The sequence below is a fragment of the Escherichia sp. KTE96 genome (assembly GCF_000408525.1).
Taxonomy (GTDB): Bacteria; Pseudomonadota; Gammaproteobacteria; order Enterobacterales; family Enterobacteriaceae; genus Escherichia; species Escherichia marmotae.
Genome location: NZ_KE137149.1, coordinates 1,069,250 through 1,091,543, shown reverse-complemented (window position 1 = coordinate 1,091,543; position 22,294 = coordinate 1,069,250). Strand labels below are relative to the sequence as shown.

Annotated in this window: 21 protein-coding genes; 8 read left to right on the top strand and 13 right to left on the bottom strand. The window is 53.1% G+C overall.

Annotated features, from left to right (window positions below):
* Positions 1–12: 12 nt before the first annotated feature.
* The 3 genes from creC to creA are packed head-to-tail and all read right to left on the bottom strand — an operon-like array spanning position 13 to position 2,612.
* Positions 13–1,437, bottom strand: coding sequence for a two-component system sensor histidine kinase CreC (gene creC, locus A1WG_RS09210; RefSeq protein WP_016242575.1), 1,425 nt, complete (start codon positions 1,435–1,437; stop codon positions 13–15).
* Positions 1,437–2,126 carry a two-component system response regulator CreB gene (gene creB / locus A1WG_RS09215; protein WP_001188652.1) on the bottom strand — a complete coding sequence of 230 codons (690 nt, stop codon included), beginning with the start codon at positions 2,124–2,126 and terminating at the stop codon, positions 1,437–1,439. Before creB ends, creC begins: the two co-directional genes overlap by 1 nt.
* Positions 2,127–2,138: 12 nt before the next feature.
* Positions 2,139–2,612 carry a protein CreA gene (gene creA, locus A1WG_RS09220; RefSeq protein WP_001517708.1) on the bottom strand — a complete coding sequence of 158 codons (474 nt, stop codon included), beginning with the start codon at positions 2,610–2,612 and terminating at the stop codon, positions 2,139–2,141.
* Positions 2,613–2,823: 211 nt separating this feature from the next.
* On the opposite strand from creA, the gene robA reads away from it, so the two are divergent.
* A complete protein-coding gene (gene robA, locus A1WG_RS09225) occupies positions 2,824–3,693 on the top strand; it encodes an MDR efflux pump AcrAB transcriptional activator RobA (protein ID WP_000371670.1) in 870 nt (289 codons plus the stop codon).
* Here the strand turns inward: robA and gpmB are convergent.
* Positions 3,690–4,337: a 2,3-diphosphoglycerate-dependent phosphoglycerate mutase GpmB gene (gene gpmB, locus A1WG_RS09230; RefSeq protein WP_000942336.1), complete on the bottom strand. Its 648-nt coding sequence runs from the start codon at positions 4,335–4,337 to the stop codon at positions 3,690–3,692. The two genes, robA and gpmB, sit on opposite strands and share 4 nt — an antisense overlap.
* 51 nt (positions 4,338–4,388) lie before the next feature.
* Here gpmB and yjjX point away from each other — a divergent pair, with 51 nt between their 5' ends.
* Positions 4,389–4,919 carry an inosine/xanthosine triphosphatase gene (yjjX, locus tag A1WG_RS09235; protein ID WP_000546619.1) on the top strand — a complete coding sequence of 177 codons (531 nt, stop codon included), beginning with the start codon at positions 4,389–4,391 and terminating at the stop codon, positions 4,917–4,919.
* Between the two features lie 75 nt (positions 4,920–4,994).
* On the opposite strand, the gene trpR is transcribed toward yjjX, so the two are convergent.
* A complete protein-coding gene (gene trpR / locus A1WG_RS09240) occupies positions 4,995–5,321 on the bottom strand; it encodes a trp operon repressor (protein ID WP_000068671.1) in 327 nt (108 codons plus the stop codon).
* A gap of 94 nt (positions 5,322–5,415) precedes the next feature.
* The gene (sltY, locus tag A1WG_RS09245) at positions 5,416–7,353 is read right to left on the bottom strand and encodes a murein transglycosylase (RefSeq protein WP_000409422.1); all 1,938 of its coding nucleotides are present in this window, start codon (positions 7,351–7,353) and stop codon (positions 5,416–5,418) included.
* 210 nt (positions 7,354–7,563) lie between these two features.
* Here sltY and ettA point away from each other — a divergent pair, with 210 nt between their 5' ends.
* Positions 7,564–9,231 (top strand): energy-dependent translational throttle protein EttA, encoded by a 1,668-nt coding sequence (gene ettA / locus A1WG_RS09250; protein WP_000046765.1) that lies wholly within the window; start codon positions 7,564–7,566, stop codon positions 9,229–9,231.
* Between the two features lie 120 nt (positions 9,232–9,351).
* Here ettA and nadR read toward each other — a convergent pair whose 3' ends face one another.
* Genes nadR through serB form a run of 3 tightly spaced genes read right to left on the bottom strand, consistent with a single transcriptional unit; the run spans position 9,352 to position 13,004 of the window.
* Positions 9,352–10,584 carry a multifunctional transcriptional regulator/nicotinamide-nucleotide adenylyltransferase/ribosylnicotinamide kinase NadR gene (nadR, locus tag A1WG_RS09255; RefSeq protein WP_000093824.1) on the bottom strand — a complete coding sequence of 411 codons (1,233 nt, stop codon included), beginning with the start codon at positions 10,582–10,584 and terminating at the stop codon, positions 9,352–9,354.
* A 20-nt stretch (positions 10,585–10,604) separates the two neighbouring features.
* On the bottom strand, positions 10,605–11,987 hold the full coding sequence (gene radA, locus A1WG_RS09260) for a DNA repair protein RadA (RefSeq protein WP_001029699.1): 1,383 nt from the start codon (positions 11,985–11,987) through the stop codon (positions 10,605–10,607).
* Positions 11,988–12,035: 48 nt separating this feature from the next.
* Entirely contained in the window at positions 12,036–13,004 is a 969-nt protein-coding gene (serB, locus tag A1WG_RS09265) for a phosphoserine phosphatase (protein ID WP_001132950.1), read from the bottom strand.
* Positions 13,005–13,109: 105 nt separating this feature from the next.
* Between serB and A1WG_RS24575 the strand changes: the two genes are divergently transcribed.
* The 3 genes from A1WG_RS24575 to A1WG_RS09280 are packed head-to-tail and all read left to right on the top strand — an operon-like array spanning position 13,110 to position 15,093.
* Positions 13,110–13,754, top strand: coding sequence for a YtjB family periplasmic protein (locus tag A1WG_RS24575; protein WP_000124620.1), 645 nt, complete (start codon positions 13,110–13,112; stop codon positions 13,752–13,754).
* A gap of 27 nt (positions 13,755–13,781) precedes the next feature.
* Positions 13,782–14,798 carry a lipoate--protein ligase gene (gene lplA, locus A1WG_RS24570; protein WP_001094692.1) on the top strand — a complete coding sequence of 339 codons (1,017 nt, stop codon included), beginning with the start codon at positions 13,782–13,784 and terminating at the stop codon, positions 14,796–14,798.
* A gap of 31 nt (positions 14,799–14,829) precedes the next feature.
* On the top strand, positions 14,830–15,093 hold the full coding sequence (locus A1WG_RS09280; RefSeq protein WP_000566145.1) for a helix-turn-helix domain-containing protein: 264 nt from the start codon (positions 14,830–14,832) through the stop codon (positions 15,091–15,093).
* Between the two features lie 161 nt (positions 15,094–15,254).
* On the opposite strand, the gene deoD is transcribed toward A1WG_RS09280, so the two are convergent.
* From deoD to deoC, 4 genes are all read right to left on the bottom strand, one after another.
* Complete coding sequence (gene deoD, locus A1WG_RS09285; protein WP_000224873.1) at positions 15,255–15,974, bottom strand: purine-nucleoside phosphorylase; 720 nt, start codon at positions 15,972–15,974, stop codon at positions 15,255–15,257.
* Positions 15,975–16,031: 57 nt separating this feature from the next.
* Positions 16,032–17,255 (bottom strand): phosphopentomutase, encoded by a 1,224-nt coding sequence (deoB, locus tag A1WG_RS09290; protein ID WP_000816460.1) that lies wholly within the window; start codon positions 17,253–17,255, stop codon positions 16,032–16,034.
* 51 nt (positions 17,256–17,306) lie between these two features.
* Positions 17,307–18,629 (bottom strand): thymidine phosphorylase, encoded by a 1,323-nt coding sequence (gene deoA, locus A1WG_RS09295; protein ID WP_000477830.1) that lies wholly within the window; start codon positions 18,627–18,629, stop codon positions 17,307–17,309.
* Positions 18,630–18,854: 225 nt separating this feature from the next.
* Positions 18,855–19,634, bottom strand: a complete 780-nt coding sequence (deoC, locus tag A1WG_RS09300; RefSeq protein ID WP_001295412.1) for a deoxyribose-phosphate aldolase — start codon at positions 19,632–19,634, stop codon at positions 18,855–18,857.
* Between the two features lie 257 nt (positions 19,635–19,891).
* Here deoC and A1WG_RS09305 point away from each other — a divergent pair, with 257 nt between their 5' ends.
* Together A1WG_RS09305 and A1WG_RS09310 are read left to right on the top strand one after the other, a co-directional pair.
* Positions 19,892–21,442, top strand: coding sequence for a YjjI family glycine radical enzyme (locus tag A1WG_RS09305; protein ID WP_001517706.1), 1,551 nt, complete (start codon positions 19,892–19,894; stop codon positions 21,440–21,442).
* Positions 21,414–22,277 (top strand): YjjW family glycine radical enzyme activase, encoded by an 864-nt coding sequence (locus A1WG_RS09310; RefSeq protein ID WP_001517705.1) that lies wholly within the window; start codon positions 21,414–21,416, stop codon positions 22,275–22,277. Before A1WG_RS09305 ends, A1WG_RS09310 begins: the two co-directional genes overlap by 29 nt.
* The last annotated feature ends 17 nt before the right edge of the window (positions 22,278–22,294 follow it).

Below are 22,294 nucleotides of genomic sequence, written 5' to 3'. Positions count from 1 at the left end.
AAGAATTTGAAGTTATGTGAAGTGACGGTGAAGTCGGAGCGAGGCCAGCACGCCGCCTTGCGGCACGTTGCGCAGTGTGACTTCACCATTAAGCAAACGGGCAACTTCGCTGACAAACGCCAGTCCCAACCCACTGCTTTTTTGTCCATTCTCGCGCGGCAAAGAGTAAAAGCGTTCAAAAATACGCGACAGCGCGTAGTCAGGAATGCCGCTACCGGTATCCTGCACGTTAAGCGTAACTTGCTCCTGATCCACCTCAGCACTAAGCGTTATACAGCCATGCTCGGGGGTAAAATCGATGGCGTTATCCAGTAAATTCCCCAGCGCCTGTTCCAGCAACGCCGGTTCAGCAACAACGTTAACCTCGATGGGCATAACATTCAGAGTGATATTTTTTTCTGCCAACTGTACGGTGCGCGCTTCGCTGACGCGGAGAAATAATGCCGCCACATCAACCGCAGAAAGAACGACCTCCTGACGATTTTCCAGTCTTGCCTGGCGTAGTAGCGTTTCAACCAGCGCCTGCATTCTCGCGTTTTGTGTCAAAATATTGTCGGTAAAACGGGCTACCACTTCCGGTGGCGGTCCTTCGCGTAAGATTTCCGCCGCGCCACGAATTGCTGCCAACGGACTTTTCAGCTCATGGGTTAACGCGTAGACATACTGCTCAATATAGTTTTTCCCTTCCAGCTTCACGCGCATACTTTCCAACGCCTGCGCTAACTTACGCAACTCGCTGCTGCCAAGATCAGGGAGCGGAACGGGTTTATTATCGGTAACGGAATCAGCATAACGGGTGAGTCGGGCAATGGAGCGGTTGATCCACCAAACCATTCCGGTACCAATCACCAGTGCAATTCCCAGCAAAATGCCGCTCGCCCATAATATTCGCCGCTCGCTGCGTTTAATCACCGGTGCCATCGCCGCGTTCGGTTTGCCTACGCTCAAAACACCAATAAGCCGCGAGCCGTCCATAATGGGGGCAGCAACATACATCACAGAACTTTCGGGATCGGCGGGATTTTGCAACGTACTGCGCGCGCCATACTGACCGCGCAACGTTAGCCAGACATCATTCCAGCGTGAGTAATCCTGCCCAACGGCTTTATTTGCCGAGTCGAACAAAACTTTGCCCTGTGCATCAGTCATATAAACATGGTATTCGTTGCGCACTTTGTGAATGCCGCCGATATTGGCGCGAAACGGGCGATTTTGTAGTTGGTCAAACGCCTGTGCCAATTGCCCATGCGCAGGATCGCCAGAGAGCAAATCAGGGCGCGCCAGCTCCGCCAGCAACGTTGCGGTGTCGATCAACGTCCCTTCCGTCGCCCTTCGCACGCCCGGTTTAACTTCTTTGACAAAAATAGCCAGCACGAACCAGGCAGCCACTGCTACCAGTAAAAAATAGCCCAGCAACAGTCGCATGCCGATGCGCATTACAGACTCCTCAGGCTGTATCCCATGCCGCGGTGGGTATTAATCGGTGAAAGCTCGGGATTGATGCAGCGCAGCTTGGCACGCAGCGTTTTAATGTGGGTATCGACGGTGCGATCGTAAGTGTCCTGCGCGTCTTCCCAGACACTATCCATCAATTGCTGGCGTGACCAGACGCGGCCTGGCGACTTGAGTAACGTTTTCAGCAATAAAAACTCGTATCGCGTCAGCGTTAATGGCGTGTCAAACCAGCTTATCTGCGCCGCAGGTTCATTCAGTTCAAAATGACCAATACGGATGACGGGAGGCGGCGTAGAAAATTTCTTCACCCGACGCAGCAAGGTGCGCACTCTGGCGCACACTTCGCGAGGTGAAAACGGTTTAGCCACGTAGTCGTCAGCACCAATTTCCAGCCCAAGCAGACGATCGACCTCTTCACTACGGGCCGTCAGGAACAGCACAGGCAACGCCGGATGGATCGCCAGCAACTGGCGGCATAATTCAAAGCCGCTGATATCAGGCAGACCAACATCGAGAATAATAACGTCGGGAACCCGCTGGCGCGCTTTATCGAGCACCGGCAAGCCCCGCTCAAAAACGTCGACGGCAAAACCTTCCTGCTGCAACATGTAGACCAGCGTGTCGGCTATCCCTTGCTCGTCTTCTACTAACCAGACCGTTTCCCGTTGCATAAATCGCCTCTGTTATTGTCGCCACGGCATGACAGGGACGGCGCTGATGGCATTTTTCGGTGAACCATCGACAACTTTGTCGGAGTAAGCCAGATAGGCGAGCGCATTGCGTTTGGCATCATAGAAGCGCACGACCTGTAACGACTTAAAGACCAGCGATGTACGTTTCTTGAATACCACTTCGCCCTGGGCTTTGCCGTTTTTAATGCGTTCTGACAGTTCAATCGGTCCGACTTGCTGGCAGGAAATAGCCGCGTCGGAAGTATCTTCCGCCAGCCCCAATCCGCCTTTAATACCGCCCGTTTTCGCCCGGCTCACATAGCAGGTGACATTTTTTACATCGGGATCGTCGAAGGCTTCTACGACAATTTTGTGATCCGGGCCGATCATTTTAAATACGGTATCAACCGAACCAATTTCTTCCGCATGTGCCAACGGCCCCAGCATTATCAGGCTTAAAGATAGGATCAAATACTTGTATTTCATATTGTTACCATTTTTATAAGTTACATTAAGCAATTAGTTCGTCACGGTAAATAACATATTGATTAAGAACAAAATCTCAATACTTTTATTCCCGTAAAGACCTGAAACATACTCTACTAAGAAAAAAACACTGAATGCTAAAACAACAAAAAATGCTATTATCCAATTACCTGATGTCAGGTGCTCGTTGTTGAAAGGATGAGGAAATTTTATGGATCAGGCCGGCATTATTCGCGACCTTTTAATCTGGCTGGAAGGTCATCTGGATCAGCCCCTGTCGCTCGACAATGTAGCGGCGAAAGCAGGTTATTCCAAGTGGCACTTACAGAGAATGTTTAAAGATGTCACTGGCCATGCTATTGGCGCGTATATTCGTGCTCGTCGTTTGTCGAAATCAGCGGTAGCACTACGCCTGACCGCGCGCCCGATTCTGGATATTGCGCTGCAGTACCGCTTCGACTCTCAACAGACATTTACCCGCGCATTTAAAAAGCAATTTGCTCAAACACCTGCGCTGTACCGTCGCTCCCCGGAATGGAGTGCTTTTGGCATTCGCCCACCGCTACGTCTGGGTGAATTCACTATGCCAGAACACAAATTTGTCACCCTGGAAGATACGCCGCTGATTGGTGTTACCCAGAGCTACTCCTGCTCGCTGGAGCAAATCTCTGATTTCCGCCACGAAATGCGCTACCAGTTCTGGCATGATTTTCTCGGCAACTCGCCTTCTATTCCGCCAGTACTTTACGGTCTGAATGAAACGCGCCCAAGCCAGGATAAAGACGACGAACAAGAGGTGTTCTACACCACTGCGTTAGCCCAGGATCAGGCTGACGGCTATGTATTAACCGGGCATCCAGTGATGTTGCAAGGCGGCGAATATGTGATGTTTACCTACGAAGGTCTGGGAACAGGCGTGCAGGAGTTTATCCTGACGGTATACGGAACATGCATGCCAATGCTCAACCTGACACGCCGTAAAGGTCAGGATATTGAGCGATACTACCCGGCAGAAGATGCCAAAGCGGGAGATCGCCCAATTAATCTGCGCTGCGAACTGCTGATTCCAGTGCGTCGTTAACGCTGTAACTCATCTAATGCAGGGGCGTCCAGATGCGAGATGTCCCCTGCAGTTTCAACAACCCAGCCAGACGCCAGCCACAGGCTTTCCTGATAATCCACGCGCGAAATAGAACAGTTACGCAGGCGTAAACGGCGTTCTGCCCACGCCGGTAAGCCCAGAATGGTACTCACCAGACACCCCAGCGCGATACCGTGACTCACCAGCAGCGGTCGACTTCCCTGCGGTAAATCCCGACAAGATTCCAATGCGGCATTGACGCGATCGCTCAGTTCCTGCATTGACTCGCCTTCAGGAATACGCCCGTCAACGGTGCCATTCACTAACTGGCGACGCCAGTTCTCTTCTTCTTCGGTCAGAGAATCAATATGTCTTTTTTCCAGCACCCCCATATTTAACTCACGCAGGCGGGGATCAAGGATGATGTCACAACCGCAAGCCTGGGCGATGATTTCCGCTGTACGCCGGGTGCGACCTAAATCGCTACTGATAATGTGGGTGATGCCAAGTTCTTTGGCACGGCTCGCCACCTGCATTGCCTGTTGCTCACCTTTTGCGGTTAGCGGGCTGTCAGACTGGCCCTGAATACGCCGCTCGGCGTTCCACTGCGTTTCGCCGTGGCGGACAAGGTATACCTGTAACATGCTTTTTTTCCGTATACTGCTTTAACGTTAATTTTTTGAGTAATCCTGATTATGCACCATGTTGTCTGTGCGACCACTAACCCCGCTAAGATTCAGGCCATTCTGCAGGCATTTCACGAGATCTTCGACGAAGGATCCTGCCATATTGAATCCGTTGTCGTCGAGAGCGGCGTACCGGAACAGCCTTTTGGTAGTGAGGAAACGCGCGCTGGCGCACGAAATCGGGTAGCAAATGCCCGCCGTTTACGTCCAGAGGCTGATTTTTGGGTGGCCATTGAAGCGGGTATAGATGGTGACAGCACCTTCAGTTGGGTGGTAATTGAAAACGCCAGCCAGCGTGGTGAAGCACGTTCGGCAACCTTGCCGTTGCCTGAGGTGATTCTGGAAAAAGTGCGTGAGGGCGAGGCGCTTGGGCCAGTAATGTCGCGCTATACCGGCATTGATGAGATTGGTCGTAAAGAAGGGGCGATCGGCGTGTTTACCGCCGGGAAACTCACCCGCGCCAGTGTCTATCACCAGGCGGTGATCCTGGCGCTAAGTCCGTTTCATAATGCCGTGTATCAGCCATTGCAGGACGGATAAGGCGTTCACGCCGCATCCGGCATTCGGTGCACGATGCCTGATGCGACGCTGATGCGTCTTATCAGGCCTACAAAATCAATCGCTTTTCAGCAACACGCCTTCCAGCCACTGACGTAGCTCGACGGGTGCCGCTTTCAGGCTGTTAGATCCACGCGTAATCGTCGCGATGCCCGCACCGAGTTCATTTTTTAACTCGCGCTGACTCATTTCACCGCGCAATAACTCTTCGACAATACGCACACGAGTCCCTAACGCTTCGCGCTCATCCGGCGTCAGCATCAGGTTTAACAACGGTAAATGGAGATCGTTTTCGTAGGCATTCTTAAGCAGGTCGACAAAACGTAACCACTCCTGGTGACGCTGTTCTGCCATCGCTGCTGAATAGGGTGATTGTTGGGCCATAGTGTGTCGCCATTGTTAGCGGGGGAAGCCTGATGCCTCCCCCGGTTGTACTCGCTAAAGAGTACGATAGCATATCATAAACGTGCAGATCAGTTCAGTAACGACGCCCCCATTCCGTGGCGCTCATCAACGTCGGTTTATCGCCCATGAAATAGCGATAGTACGCGTCATAAGCCAATACGTTCTTCACATAACCACGCGTCTCGGAGAATGGGATACTCTCGACAAATGCCACCGCATCGATACGCCCGGCGCTGTTACCAAGCCAGGTGCGCACCCGCCCCGGCCCGGCGTTGTATGCTGCGGATGAGAAAATACGGTTATTGCCGAACTGTTGATAAACATATTGCAGATAGCTGGTGCCAATGTTGATGTTCGTTTCCGGATCAAGCAATTGTGCCGGGCTGCTGTAACCAGGAATAGAGAACATCTTCACCGTATGAGTCGCCGTACCAGGCATAATCTGCATCAGCCCGCTGGCCCCTACCGGTGATTTCACTTTCGGATTCCAGGCGCTCTCCTGACGGGCAATCGCCATTGCATAGCTTTGCGGGATATCTTTGTCGTTAGTGTAACGTGCGAAGAGATCGTTATAGGCCAGTGGGAATCGTTCTTCCAGATGATCCCAAAGTTTCCCGGCAATCGTCGCCTGAACGCTGAGATCCCACCAGTGGTTGTTAAAAGCATAACGCGCCAGTTGCGCTTGCTCTGCTTTCGACTTGCTCTTCACCAGATTGGCCCACTCGCTACGGGCGGTATTATCGAGGTTCCAGTACATCAACTCGCGCACGCGCGCCATTTCCGCCCCCTGAGTCAGGGCGCTATCGACGTTCTGTGGTACTTTATCAATCTTCAGTTGATACTCTTCGCCTATGCGCTGCGCAGCAACCATTGGGTAGAAGCCACGCTGTTGCATGAGTTGATGCAAAATCTCTTTTGCTTCAGCTTCACGCCCACGTTCCAGCAGTAAATCCGCCTGCCAGTAGCGCCATTCATCTTTCTCTTTCGCTTCCATCGGCAAGCGCGCCAGCCATGTATTCAGCCCCGAACGGTCGCCGGTGCCAAGCGCCATCCTTATACGGCGTTCAATCAACGACGTGGATTGCGAACGCATAATTGCATCATCACGCCACTTCGCCTGTTCGTCGGTGACATCGTTGCCCATCAAACGCCAGGCAACGATATCACGTAGCTCCTGAATCTGATCTTCATTAAGCTGTTGTGCCTGGGCAAGTGAAGGGATCATCAGTCGTGCGTTTTCTACATCCTGCCGCGCCACACTGGCAAACGCCACCGCGGCCATCTGACGGGTAAAATCAGTCGCGCCGGTCGTTCGTGCAAAAGTCAGCACCGTATTGGGATTGTTTGCCAGTGAAATAATTGCCGTAGAAATAGTCTGGTAATCGGCGGGCATCTGCCCTGCCAGCACCGTCACCAGGCCGGTATTACCCGCCTTCATCGCCAGGCGGATACGCTCTAAATACGCCCGCGGATCTTGTTTGCCGGACGCGCGCCAGACGCTAAATAACTTGTCACAAGCGTTAGGCTGGCTCTTTCCTGTCAGCCACAGCTCTTTCGCCCCCTGCCAGGCTTCTTCGCTCTGCCCGGTATTCCATTTTGCATAGTAGTAATTACATTGCGCTTCGGTTGTGCCTGGCTTTTCCGGACTAAAAGCTAACAGGCCGCGCCAGTCTTCACGTCGCGCCAGTTCATTGACGAAACGAGATTGCAGCGTGCGAGCCGGAGGAAGCGTGGGGTTAGCGCGAACAAAGTTAGTGACCGTGACCGCCGGTTGATTCATCAGGTCATCGGTAATCTGGCGGTATTCCAGGTAGGGATAAAGAGGATAATCCTTCAGGGATGGCATCATCTGCTCAACCACATCCATTTGTCGATTATCCCAGGCCTGCTTGATTTGCGCGTAGCGGCTACGCTGCTCATCCAGTGAGTCGGCTCGCGCCACGCTGCTGACCGTCAGCAGACAGACACCGGCAGCCAACAGCCGCCAGGTAACGTGTTTGGCTTTTTCCACAAGCGCTTCCTCTAAGTGTAAATACATCAATGCAGCGTCATGCCGCGTAATAGATTTATGCTAACCAGTCATTGCCGTTTCCGCCACGTTATGGACACTTTTTTACTTTTACTGCGAGGGTGAGCGACCGGCTGGGATTAGGCAGGGAAACAGGCTACACTTCGCCTTTGAAAACTCATCATCACGATAAACATAGAGGCGAAGTCCAACGTGGCTCAATTCGTTTATACCATGCATCGTGTCGGCAAAGTTGTTCCGCCGAAACGTCATATTTTGAAAAACATCTCTCTGAGTTTCTTCCCCGGGGCAAAAATCGGCGTTCTGGGTCTGAACGGCGCGGGTAAGTCTACCCTGCTACGCATTATGGCGGGCATTGATAAAGACATCGAAGGTGAAGCGCGTCCACAACCAGATATCAAGATTGGCTATCTGCCGCAGGAACCGCAGCTAAACCCGGAACACACTGTACGTGAGTCCGTTGAAGAAGCGGTTTCCGAAGTAGTTAATGCCCTGAAACGTCTGGACGAAGTGTATGCGCTGTACGCCGATCCAGATGCAGACTTTGACAAGCTGGCCGCAGAGCAAGGCCGTCTGGAAGAGATCATCCAGGCTCACGACGGTCACAACCTGAATGTTCAGTTGGAGCGTGCGGCGGATGCGCTGCGTCTGCCGGACTGGGACGCGAAAATTGCTAACCTCTCCGGTGGTGAGCGTCGTCGCGTAGCGTTGTGCCGCCTGCTGCTGGAAAAACCAGACATGCTGCTGCTCGACGAACCGACCAACCACCTGGATGCGGAATCCGTAGCGTGGCTGGAACGCTTCCTGCATGACTTCGAAGGGACCGTTGTGGCGATTACCCACGACCGTTACTTCCTCGATAACGTCGCGGGCTGGATCCTCGAACTTGACCGCGGTGAAGGTATTCCGTGGGAAGGTAACTACTCCTCCTGGCTGGAGCAAAAAGATCAGCGTCTGGCGCAGGAAGCTTCGCAAGAAGCGGCGCGTCGTAAGTCGATTGAAAAAGAGCTGGAGTGGGTACGTCAGGGCACGAAAGGCCGTCAGTCGAAAGGTAAAGCACGTCTGGCACGCTTTGAAGAGCTGAACAGCACCGAATACCAGAAACGTAACGAAACCAACGAACTGTTTATTCCACCTGGACCACGTCTGGGCGATAAAGTGTTGGAAGTCAGCAATCTGCGTAAATCCTACGGCGATCGCCTGCTGATTGATGATCTGACCTTCTCGATCCCGAAAGGGGCGATCGTCGGGATCATCGGGCCGAACGGCGCGGGTAAATCGACCCTGTTCCGCATGATCTCCGGTCAGGAACAGCCGGACAGCGGCACCATCACTTTAGGTGAAACGGTGAAACTGGCGTCGGTTGATCAGTTCCGTGACTCAATGGATAACAGCAAAACCGTTTGGGAAGAAGTTTCCGGCGGGCTGGATATCATGAAGATCGGTAACACCGAGATGCCAAGCCGCGCCTACGTTGGCCGCTTTAACTTTAAAGGGGTTGATCAGGGTAAACGTGTTGGCGAACTCTCCGGCGGTGAGCGTGGTCGTCTGCATCTGGCGAAGCTGCTGCAGGTTGGCGGCAACATGTTGCTGCTCGACGAACCGACCAACGATCTGGATATCGAAACCCTGCGCGCGCTGGAAAACGCCCTGCTGGAGTTCCCTGGCTGCGCGATGGTTATCTCGCACGACCGTTGGTTCCTCGACCGTATTGCCACGCACATTCTGGATTACCAGGATGAAGGTAAGGTTGAGTTCTTCGAAGGTAACTTTACCGAGTACGAAGAGTACAAGAAACGCACGCTGGGCGCAGACGCGCTGGAGCCGAAGCGTATCAAGTACAAGCGTATTGCGAAGTAATGCGTAAAATGCCGGGTGCGGCGTGAACGCCTTATCCGGCCTACAAACACAGCTATTTCAATACGTTGTGAAACTCCAGGCCTGATAAGACGCGGTAAGCGTCTCATCAGGCATTGGGTCTTATCCCTGCTCCCCCATCATCTCCCGCACCAGCTCCACACAGCGCAGGAAACGGCTGTCGTAATCGTCCTCTTCGACCCGCACGAATTCGATATTGTTCTCTTCGAGCATCTCCACCAGCAGGTTCTGGAACTCTTTGCGATCCACCGAACTGCCAAGGCTACGTAAACCATCCGCCACCCACGGGGTGTTATTCTCAAGCAGGATCACCAGATCAAAACGGTATTCATCAATCAGCGCCTGCACGAACGGATGCTCACGCCCTTCGTACTTTTTGCAGAACGCCTGAGTAGTGACAAAATCGGTGTCGATAAACGCCACTTTATTGGCGTATTTTACTGCAAAATCAATATATTGTGCGTGTCCCAGCGCGATTTTATCGTAGTCAGAATACTGTAACGCAATCTCGTCACCGCCAAGATGCGAAAAAACATAATCACGACCAAACTCCCACGCACTGGTGGTGTTGAAAATGTTAGCGAGTTTATTTACCAGAGTGGATTTACCGCTCGACTCGCCACCGAGGATCGCTACAGTACGCACAAAGAACGGCTTCACTTCGGTAGGAATATATTCCCAGTAGCGGAACGGGTTTTCGCGGATCTGCGCACCACTGATACTCATAAAGGTGCGTTTCGGATCGATCAGCACCGTTTCGATCCCCAGATGTTCCATATACTGCGGCGCGTCGGCTTCTTCCGAGGTGTAGATCAGATCCGGCTGAATGCCCTTTTCGGCCATAAACTTTTTGATGCCGTTGCTCCACACATCCCATCCGTGCGGATACGGTTCCATGCCCTCTTCATTGAAGGAATGAATGCGGATATTTTTCTGATATTTAAAAGTCTGCAATAACCAGCGCAGACGATCCGGCACCGTTGGTTGCTGCGACATGGCGCTATCTTCAAACAACGCGCGGTCACGGGTGTCGTCAAACCCCATAATGATATGCAGCTCATCAACCTGACTACAGGCACGCTGGATAAGATAGATATGTCCGGTATGTAGCGGATAAAATTTACCGAATACGACACCGATGGTTTTCTTCTGCCGGGGAAATTCCAGCCCGAGGAAACGGTGCAACGCCTCCAGCTTTTGCGCGCTGGGGCTTTTAATTTTGGCATTCAGTAACTGGCTTAAATACCCTTTGGTCATACCGCTGGCATCAGCCACCTGCTGTAGCGTGCAGCCCTGTTGCTTGATGGCAGTTTTCAGGTAATCAAATGACGACATATCTCCCTCCGTATCTCTCATTATAAGTCGTCGAACACGCTAAGCGCGTCGGAGAGTTTTTTAACGCCAAAAATCTGCATCCCTTCCGGCACTTTTTTCGGTACGTTGGCCGCCGGTACAATCGCCCGCCGAAAGCCGTGTTTCGCCGCTTCTGAAATTCGCTCCTGACCGCTGGGCACCGGGCGGATCTCTCCTGCCAGCCCAACTTCACCAAACACAACCAGATCCTGCGGCAGCGGTCTGTCACGCAGGCTGGAAACCATCGCCAGCAGTAACGCTAAGTCGGCGCTGGTTTCAGTCACCTTCACGCCGCCGACCACGTTTACAAACACATCCTGATCGGCCATTTGCAGACCACCGTGACGGTGCAGCACCGCCAGCAGGATTGCCAGACGGTTTTGTTCCAGCCCCACCGCCACGCGGCGTGGATTCGCCATCATCGAGTGATCGACCAGCGCCTGAATCTCCACCAGCAGCGGACGCGTTCCTTCCCACACAACCATCACTGAACTGCCGGACGTCACTTCATCGCCACGACTTAAGAAGATTGCTGAAGGGTTGCTGACTTCGCGTAGCCCCTGTTCAGTCATCGCGAATACGCCCAGCTCATTTACCGCGCCAAAGCGGTTTTTATGGCTGCGTAAGGTGCGAAAACGGGAATCAGCATCGCCGTCCAGCAGCACCGAACAGTCAATACAGTGTTCCAGCACTTTAGGGCCAGCCAGCGAACCATCTTTGGTTACGTGACCAACCATGACGATTGCCACCCCGCGCGTTTTGGCGAAGCGCGTCAGGTAAGCTGCCGTTTCACGCACCTGCGCCACGCTGCCAGGCGATGACTGTACATCCGCCATATGCATCACCTGGATGGAGTCAATTACCATCAGCTTCGGTTGCTCTTCTTCGGCAATCAGGCAGATCTGCTCGATGCTGGTTTCCGACAACATATTGAGATTGTCAGTCGGCAGGCCAAGGCGATGAGCGCGCATTGCCACCTGTTGCAGCGACTCTTCGCCGGTGACATACAGCGTTTTCATCTGCTGGGCCAGTTTGCACAGCGTTTGCAGCAACAGCGTGGATTTCCCGGCACCTGGGTTACCGCCAATCAGAATGGCGCTTCCCGGCACCACGCCGCCGCCTAATACGCGGTCAAACTCTTTAAATCCGGTTGAAAAACGCGGCAGCTCTTCAAGGCTGATATCGGAGAGTTTCTGGACTTTTGCCACCCCGGCGCTACCGGCATAGCCACTGAGACGCTCGTTACGCGCCACCGTTGGCGACGCAGCAAGACGCACCTCGGTGATGGTGTTCCAGGCATGACAGGCACTGCACTGCCCCTGCCAGCGCGGATAATCGGCCCCGCATTCATTACAAACAAAGGCGCGTTTTGGAGCTTTTGCCACGGTGTACCTCGTTAATGCTGTGCCGCCCGCAGGATGACGGGCGGGCAATTACTTCTGATTCAGGCTGCCAGAGAGGATGCAGAACACTCCCATCAGATCAGCGTGACGGATGGTGACTTCCGTCTTTTCATTCACTTTTGGTTTGGCATGGTAGGCAATCCCCAGCCCTGCCGCTTTGATCATCGGCAGGTCGTTGGCACCATCGCCAATCGCCACGGTCTGCGCCAGTGGGATTTCATACTCCTGCGCCAGACGGGTCAGGGTTTTCGCTTTGTACTGTGCATCGACGATGTCACCGATCACATTGCCGGTAAATTTACCGTCCATGATCTCCAGTTCATTGGCTACCACGGCAGTGAGTCGCAGTTTGTCACGCAGATATTCGGCAAAGAAGGTAAAGCCACCGGAGGCAATTGCCACTTTCCAGCCCAGCGTTTCCAGCTTCAGCACCAGTTGCGTTAAGCCTGGCATCAACGGCAGATTTTCCCGTACCTGAAGCAAAATGTTCGCATCAGCGCCTTTCAGCGTCGCCACGCGGCTACGCAGGCTGGCGGTAAAATCGAGTTCTCCGCGCATCGCCCGTTCGGTCACTTCCGCCACCATCTCACCTGTCCCGGCCAGTTTGGCGATCTCATCAATACATTCAATCTGGATGGCTGTAGAGTCCATGTCCATTACCAGCAGCCCCGGCGTACGCAAATGTGGAATTTTCCCCAGTGGCGCGACATCCAGTTGTGCTTCATGGGCCAGGCGCGTAGCACGCGCGGTGAGCGAACCTGCCAGACGAATCACCTGATAATCTTCCACGCACCAGGCGGCAACAATCACCATCGCCGCGCCCAGTTTGCTCTGATACTGGGTCAGTCGTTGTTTATCCAGCCCACGACCATACAGCAGCCAGCCGCTACGACCTGCGTGGTAATCCAGTGGCATCACTTCATCACCACTTAATGAAAGAGGCAGACCTGGCCATAAAGAGACATCTTCAGGCAGGTCGCACCAGGTAATGTTAGGCATTAAGGCTCCTGTAAAATCGTTCGAAGCAGGGAAAATAACGCATGAGGCTACCTTGTATCCATTGCTTCTGGCAACATTAAGTCTCAAATTTTCAACGGGTGGAATATGGCTCGCACAAAACTAAAATTCCGGCTGCATCGGGCAGTGATTGTCCTGTTCTGTCTCGCTTTGTTGGTCGCGTTGATGCAAGGTGCTTCCTGGTTCAGTCAAAACCACCAGCGCCAGCGTAATCCGCAGCTTGAAGAGCTGGCCCGCACCCTGGCACGTCAGGTGACGCTGAACGTTGCGCCGCTGATGCGTACCGACTCGCCGGATGAAAAGCGCATTCAGTCAATACTCAACCAGTTAACAGATGAAAGCCGCATCCTTGACGCAGGCGTATATGACGAACAAGGCGATCTTATTGCCCGCGCAGGCGAAAGCGTAGAAGTACGCGACCGTCTGGCACTCGACGGTAAAAAAGCAGGTGGCTATTTTAACCAGCAAATTGTCGAACCCATTGCGGGGAAAAATGGTCCGCTCGGCTATCTGCGCCTGACGCTCGACACCCACACACTCGCCACCGAAGCCAAACAGGTGGATAACACCACCAACATTTTACGCCTGATGCTGCTGCTCTCGCTGGCAATCGGCGTGGTGCTGACCCGCACGCTATTACAGGGTAAACGCACCCGCTGGCAACAATCGCCCTTCCTGCTAACCGCCAGCAAACCGGTGCCGGAAGAGGAAGAAGGCGAGAAAAAAGAGTGACCCATTACAACAAGAAAGGAAATCGTTATGAATACATTACGCCTGCTTATCTCTGACTCTTACGACCCGTGGTTTAACCTGGCGGTGGAAGAGTGTATTTTTCGCCAGATGCCCGCCACGCAGCGCGTTCTGTTTCTCTGGCGTAACGCCGACACGGTAGTGATTGGCCGCGCACAAAACCCGTGGAAAGAGTGTAATACCCGGCGGATGGAAGAAGATAATGTCCGCCTGGCGCGGCGCAGTAGTGGCGGCGGCGCGGTGTTCCACGATCTCGGTAATACCTGCTTTACCTTTATGGCTGGCAAGCCGGAGTACGATAAAACCATCTCTACGTCAATTGTACTCAATGCACTGAACGCGCTCGGCGTCAGCGCCGAAGCCTCCGGACGTAACGATCTGGTGGTGAAAACAACCGAGGGAGACCGTAAAGTCTCTGGCTCGGCCTATCGCGAAACCAAAGATCGCGGCTTCCACCACGGCACTTTGCTGCTCAATGCCGACCTGAGTCGCCTGGCAAACTACCTCAACCCGGATAAAAAGAAACTGGCGGCGAAAGGCATCACATCGGTACGTTCCCGCGTGACCAATCTGACCGAATTGCTACCGGGAATTACCCATGAGCATGTTTGCGAGGCCATAACCGAGGCCTTTTTCGCCCATTATGGCGAGCGCGTAGCAGCGGAAATCATCTCCCCGGACAAAACGCCAGACTTGCCAAACTTCATCGAAACCTTTGCCCGCCAGAGTAGCTGGGAGTGGAACTTCGGTCAGGCTCCGGCATTCTCGCATCTGCTGGATGAACGCTTTACCTGGGGCGGCGTGGAACTGCATTTCGACGTTGAAAAAGGCCATATCACCCGCGCCCAGGTGTTTACCGACAGCCTCAACCCCGCGCCGCTGGAAGCCCTCGCCGGGCGACTGCAAGGCTGTCTGTACCGCGCGGATATGCTGCAACAGGAGTGCGAAGCGCTGCTGGTTGACTTCCCGGAACAGGAAAAAGAGCTACGGGAGTTGTCAGCGTGGATGGCAGGGGCGGTAAGGTAACTCGCTGATTAAAATATCCAGGGAAGGAAATATGATCGATCTGGAAAACCAGGAACGGGAGATTATCAATTTAATGTTCAGCCAGGGTATATCCTGGCTAACCGCCGTGCGTATCAGGCATAAACTATCACTTGCTGAAGTAAGTAAAATGTTAGGTATCTCCATTAATTCTCTAAAACAGATCGAAAAGACGGAACGGCTTAGTTCAAACATCAAAAGCAAAATGGCAGGAATTTATGGTTGTCCACCAGAGTTGCTGATATGCCCTTCCTGGATGACGGCTGAACATAAATGAATAGATTCGTGAATAGATACTTGAATGGATTTTATTTTCTATCCATATGAAAAATAATAGTAAATCTATAAATCAGTTGCTATTGATGAATAGATACTAAAAAACCGGAGCGGTCTCCCGTTCCGGCTTAACATGACAATCGCCTTTCAGGCGAAACACAATTACTCTTTATCGCCCAGAAGAACAGATTCCAGTGCGATTTTGATCATGTCGTTGAAGGTGGTCTGACGCTCTTCGGCAGTGGTCTGCTCGTGAGTGCGGATGTGGTCAGACACGGTGCAGATAGCCAGTGCTTTCGCACCAAATTCTGCAGCCACACCGTAGATACCTGCCGCTTCCATTTCCACGCCGAGGATGCCGTATTTTTCCATCACATCGAACATTTCGCCGTCCGGAGAGTAGAACAGGTCAGCGGAGAACAGGTTACCAACACGTGCATCAACGCCCAGTGCTTTAGCTGCGTCTACTGCGTTACGCACCATGTCGAAATCAGCGATAGCTGCAAAATCATGGTCTTTAAAACGGATGCGGTTAACTTTGGAATCGGTGCAGGCACCCATACCGATAACTACATCACGCAGTTTTACGTGCGGCAGAACTGCACCACAGGAACCTACGCGGATAATTTTCTTCACGCCGAAATCGGTGATCAGTTCTTTGGTGTAGATGGAGCAGGACGGGATACCCATACCATGACCCATTACGGAAATTTTGCGGCCTTTGTAAGTACCGGTGAAGCCCAGCATGCCGCGAACGTTGTTCACTTCACGGACATCTTCAAGGAAATTTTCAGCAATATACTTCGCACGCAGTGGGTCGCCTGGCATCAAAACTACGTCAGCGAAATCGCCCATTTCTGCATTAATGTGTGGGGTAGCCATTGTTTTATCCTTTTTGTGACAATATCAAGGGCGGAGCCGCTGCTCCGCCCAAATCCATCAGAACATGGCTTTGCCATATTCCATATCAGAAGTACCAAAATATTTTGCCAGAGTCTGACCGATATCTGCGAAGGTTTCGCGGTGCCCCAGCGAACCCGGTTTCACTTTCGGGCCGTAAACCAGTACCGGAATGTGTTCACGCGTGTGGTCAGTACCAGTCCAGGTCGGGTCACAACCGTGGTCGGCGGTGAGGATCAGGATGTCGTCGTCGCGCAGCAGAGACATCAGTTCCGGCAGACGGCGGTCGAACAGTTCCAGACCCGCGGCATAGCCTGCGACGTCGCGACGGTGGCCCCAGGAAGAGTCAAAGTCAACAAAGTTGGTGAAGACGATGGTGTTATCACCCGCTTCCTTCATCTCTTTGATGGTGGCGTCAAACAGCGCATCCAGGCCGGTCGCTTTCACTTTCTTGGTGATACCGCAGTTAGCGTAGATGTCAGCAATTTTACCCACAGAAACAACCTGGCCGTGTTTTTCATCAACCAGTTTTTGCAGCACGGTCGGTGCTGGCGGTTCAACTGCCAGGTCGTGGCGGTTGCCAGTACGCTGGAAGTTACCGGCTTTGTCACCGATAAACGGACGGGCAATAACGCGACCGATGTTGTAGCCGCCGTTGGTCAGCTCTTCACGGGCGATTTCGCACAGTTCGTAGAGTTTATCCAGACCAAACGTTTCTTCGTGGCAGGCAATCTGGAACACTGAGTCAGCGGAGGTATAGAAAATCGGCTTGCCGGTTTTCATGTGCTCTTCGCCCAGTTGATCCAGAATGACCGTACCAGAAGAGTGGCAGTTACCGAGGTAACCCGGCAGGTTAGCGCGTTCAACCAGTTTATCCAGCAGTTCTTGCGGGAAGCTGTTTTCGTGATCGGAGAAGTATCCCCACTCAAACAGAACCGGTACACCGGCGATTTCCCAGTGCCCCGACGGGGTATCTTTACCGGATGACATTTCGTGCGCCCATGCATACGCGCCAATAACTTCAGCGTTGCCGTCCATTCCTGCCGGAATGAAACCGGTAGAACCTTCGTGTGCTTTCGCCAGCCCCAGACGGGTCAGATTTGGCAGATTGAGCGGACCTTTACGACCGTGGTCAGCTTCGCCTTTGGCACAAGCTTCTGCGATATGACCCAGGGTGTCAGCCCCGACGTCACCAAAGCGTTCTGCATCTTCTGTAGCGCCGATGCCGAATGAGTCCAGCACCATAATAAATGCACGTTTCATATGTTCTCCGTACTCAGTGCTTCAAATTTAAATGATCAGATCAGTATACCGTTATTCACTGATACGACGATAGACAGTTGGGGTGCTTTCCGGGGCTTTATCGGCAAGTTTAATTGCCGCTTTCACCGCTTTCGCCGCTTCCTGCCAGGTGGTTTCGTCTTTCGCGTGGATCACCGCCAGTGGGCGCTGACCGTCAACCTGGTCGCCCAGACGCGCCATATCAGTAAAGCCGACGCTGTAATCAATGGTGTCAGATGCCTGACGGCGACCACCGCCCATCGCAACCACTGCCATCCCCAGCGCACGGGTATCCATTTCACTGACAAAACCTTCGGTATCAGCATAGACTGCTTTCGTCAGCATCGCTGTCGGCAGATACTTCGCGTAGTTCTCAACGAAGTCGGTCGGGCCTTTTTGTGCCGCTACCATACGTCCGAAGACTTCTGCCGCTTTACCGTTGTCCAGCACAGCCTGCAATTTCGCGCGCGCTTCGGCATCATCTTTCGCCAGTTTGCCGGAGGTAAGCATCTCCACGCACAGCGCCATTGTGACGTCAAACAGTCGCGGGTTACGGTATTCACCTGTCAGGAACTGTACCGCTTCACGCACTTCGACCGCGTTACCAGCGCTGGATGCCAGCACCTGGTTCATGTCGGTCAGCAGCGCGGTGGTGCGTACGCCTGCGCCATTTGCCACGCCAACAATCGCTTCGGCAAGGGCTTCAGAGAGTTCATAGGTCGGCATAAACGCGCCGCTACCCACTTTCACGTCCATCACCAGTGCGTCCAGACCTTCCGCCAGTTTCTTCGCCAGGATCGAGGCAGTGATCAGCGGGATTGAGTCAACAGTAGCGGTAATGTCGCGGGTCGCGTAGAAACGTTTATCCGCCGGAGCCAGTGAGCTGGTCTGGCCGATAATTGCTACGCCAACATCTTTAATGATTTCGCGGAAACGGTTGTCATCCGGGAAGATATCAAAGCCAGGGATTGACTCCAGTTTGTCGAGCGTGCCGCCAGTATGACCGAGGCCACGACCGGAGATCATCGGAATGTAGCCGCCGCAGGCAGCGACCATTGGCCCAAGCATCAGCGAAGTGACATCACCGACGCCACCGGTGGAGTGTTTATCAACAATCGGGCCATTCAGATGCAGGCTTTTCCAGTCGAGAACGGTTCCTGAATCTCGCATCGCCATGGTCAGCGAGACACGCTCCGGCATTGTCATATCGTGGAAGAAAATGGTCATCGCGAGGGCGGCAATCTGCCCTTCGGAGATAGTGTTGTCGCGAATGCCGTTGATAAAGAAACGAATTTCTTCATCGCTCAGCGCATGACCATCACGTTTTTTACGAATAATTTCTTGTGCGAGAAACAAGGTAACCTCCCGTGGAATAAGTTTGAAGGCGTTGTTGCCAGATGGCGGATGTTGTTATTGCCTGATGCTGGCAGCTTCTTATCAAGCCTGCATGGCACTCGCCCCGTAGGCCGGATAAGGCGCTCACGCCGCATCCGGCATCACTGCTGACAGCCTGATGCGACGCTGACGCGTCTTATCAGGCCTACAGGGGCATCCGGCATCCACCCTCTGGCACAAGGCAGCTTAGTAGCTGCTGGCGCTCTTACCGTCGCCGTGACCCAGCGCTTTCAGCAGGCTTGCCAGCAGGCTGGAAGCGCCAAAGCGATAGTGACGCGCATCTGCCCAGTCAGCACCGAACAGTTCATCGGCAATCGCGAGATATTTCTGCGCATCTTCCGCAGTACGCACGCCGCCCGCCGGTTTGAAACCAACGGTTTTCTCTACGCCCATATCACGGATCACTTCCATCATGATGCGCGCGCTTTCCGGCGTCGCGTTCACTGCCACTTTACCGGTAGAGGTTTTGATGAAGTCAGCACCCGCTTTAATGGAGATTTCAGACGCTTTGCGGATCAGCGCTTCGTCTTTCAGTTCACCGGTTTCGATGATCACTTTCAGCAGCACATTCGCCGCTGCGCAAGCCTCTTTACAGGCTTTCACCAGGTCAAAACCAACCTGCTCGTTACCCGCCATCAGCGCGCGGTACGGGAACACCACGTCAACTTCATCGGCACCGTAAGCAATTGCCGCACGGGTTTCTGCCAGTGCGATTTCGATGTCGTCGTTACCGTGTGGGAAGTTGGTTACCGTAGCAATACGGATTTCCGGGGTACCCTGCTCTTTCAGCGTTTTGCGAGCAATTGGGATAAAGCGAGGATAGATACAGATAGCGGCGGTATTGCCGACCGGAGTTTTGGCCTGATGACACAGGGCGATCACTTTCTCGTCGGTGTCGTCGTCATTCAGGGTAGTCAGGTCCATCAATTTCAGTGCACGCAGGCTGCTTGCTTTCAGATCAGTCATTTCATTCTCCTGGCTTGTCGCCAATAAAATTCACCTTGCGAGTTTGTTAGTATTCTAACATCGACTTCGCAACGCACTTCGATATACATCACAATTAAGAAAATCTACTTACAAATTTGCATTACGGTAATGCGACCTGGTTCAAATAATTCACTTTCAAATGAATGCGTCAGTGGCGGCAAACGCATCAGGATCAAAGTGAACATCACGAAACTTCTTACAATGGCGCATCACCTTCGGCATAAAAGGAAAAGAAGATGCCCACTTCTCATGAAATTGCACTGCAACAACGTTGCCAGCAAATTGTCACCAGCCCGGTACTTAGCCCGGAGCAGAAGCGCCATTTTCTGGCGCTGGAAGCAGAAAACAATCTGCCTTACCCGGAGCTGCCTGCCGAAGCCTGCCGTGCGCTGGATGAAGGTATAATCTGCGATATGTTTGAAGGTCATGCGCCGTACAAACCGCGCTATGTCTTACCCGATTACGCCCGTTTTCTGGCCAACGGTTCTGAATGGCTGGAGCTGGAAGGCGCCAAAGATCTTGATGATGCGCTCTCCCTGCTGACCATTCTTTATCACCATGTCCCGTCAGTCACATCGATGCCGGTCTACCTTGGGCAATTGGATGCGTTGTTGCAACCATATGTGAAAATTCTAACACAGGACGAGATTGATATTCGAATAAAACGTTTCTGGCGTTATCTCGACAGAACCCTGCCAGACGCCTTTATGCACGCCAATATCGGCCCGTTCGATTCCCCCATCACTCGTGCAATACTGCGCGCAGATGCCGAGTTGAAGCAGGTTTCACCGAATCTGACCTTTATCTACGATCCCGAAATCACTCCTGATGACCTGCTGCTGGAAGTGGCGAAGAACATCTGTGAATGTAGCAAACCGCACATCGCCAATGGTCCGGTACATGATAAAATTTTCACAAAAGGGGGCTACGGGATTGTGAGCTGCTACAACTCACTGCCGCTGGCCGGTGGTGGCAGCACGCTGGTGCGCCTTAACCTGAAGGCCATTGCTGAACGTAGTGAGTCGCTGGATGACTTTTTTACGCGCACTCTACCGCACTACTGCCAGCAGCAGATCGCCATCATCGATGCGCGGTGTGAATTCCTCTATCAACAATCACACTTCTTTGAGAATAGCTTCCTGGTGAAAGAAGGGTTGATTGATCCTGAACGTTTTGTGCCGATGTTTGGCATGTACGGGCTGGCAGAAGCGGTTAACTTGCTGTGCGAGAAAGAAGGGATTGCCGCGCGCTACGGTAAAGAAGCCGCCGCAAATGAAGTGGGTTATCGCATCAGCGCGCAACTGGCGGAGTTTGTCGCCAATACTCCCGTAAAATATGGCTGGCAAAAACGCGCCATGTTACACGCACAGTCGGGGATCAGTTCTGATGTTGGCACCACACCGGGGGCGCGCTTGCCGTATGGCGATGAGCCAGATCCGATCACCCATCTGCAAACCGTCGCTCCACATCATGCATATTACTACTCCGGGATCAGCGACATTCTGACGCTCGACGAAACCATCAAGCGTAATCCGCAGGCACTGGTGCAGCTTTGCCTCGGTGCCTTTAAAGCCGGAATGCGCGAATTTACTGCCAACGTCAGCGGTAACGATTTGGTTCGTGTTACCGGTTATATGGTGCGTTTGTCAGATTTAGAAAAATATCGCGCCGAAGGCTCACGTACCAACACCACATGGCTGGGCGAAGAAGCTGCACGTAACACTCGTATTCTGGAACGCCAACCGCGCGTGATAAGCCATGAACAGCAGATGCGCTTTAGTCAGTAAGATCATCCCCTTCTCCTGCGTTGACGGGCCAGGCAGTCGTCTGGCTCTGTTTTTACAGGGCTGTAATCTGCGCTGCAAAAATTGCCACAATCCGTGGACGATGGGGCGCTGTAATGATTGCGGGGAGTGCGTGCCGCAGTGTCCACATCAGGCGTTGCAGATTGTCGACAGCAAAGTGGTGTGGAGCGTTGCGGTCTGTGAGCAGTGCGATACCTGCCTGAAGATGTGCCCACAACACGCCACGCCGATGGCACAATCGATGAGTGTGGACGAAGTGCTTAGTCATATCCGCAAAGTGGTGCTGTTTATCGAAGGGATAACGGTGAGCGGCGGCGAAGCCACGACCCAGCTCCCGTTTATGGTGGCACTGTTTACTGCCATCAAAAGCGATCCACAACTGCACCACCTTACCTGTCTGGTGGACAGCAACGGCATGTTGAGCGAAACCGGCTGGGAAAAATTACTCCCGGTGTGCGACGGCGCGATGCTCGATCTTAAAGCGTGGGATAGCGCCTGCCATCAACAGTTAACCGGACGCGATAATCAACAGATTAAGCACAGCATCTGTTTGCTTGCAGAGCGCGGTAAGCTGGCGGAACTGCGTTTGCTGGTAATCCCCAATCAGGTGGATTATTTGCAGCATATTGATGAATTGGCAGCGTTTATCAGGCAACTTGGTGACGTTCCTGTACGGCTGAACGCGTTTCATGCGCACGGTGTGTATGGAGAAGCGCAAAACTGGCCGAGCGCCACGCCGGAAGATGTTGAGCAGTTGGCTGGCGCGTTAAAGGAGCGTGAGGTGAGTCGATTGATATTTCCGGCGCTGTATTTGTGACATGCCGGTGGCACAGG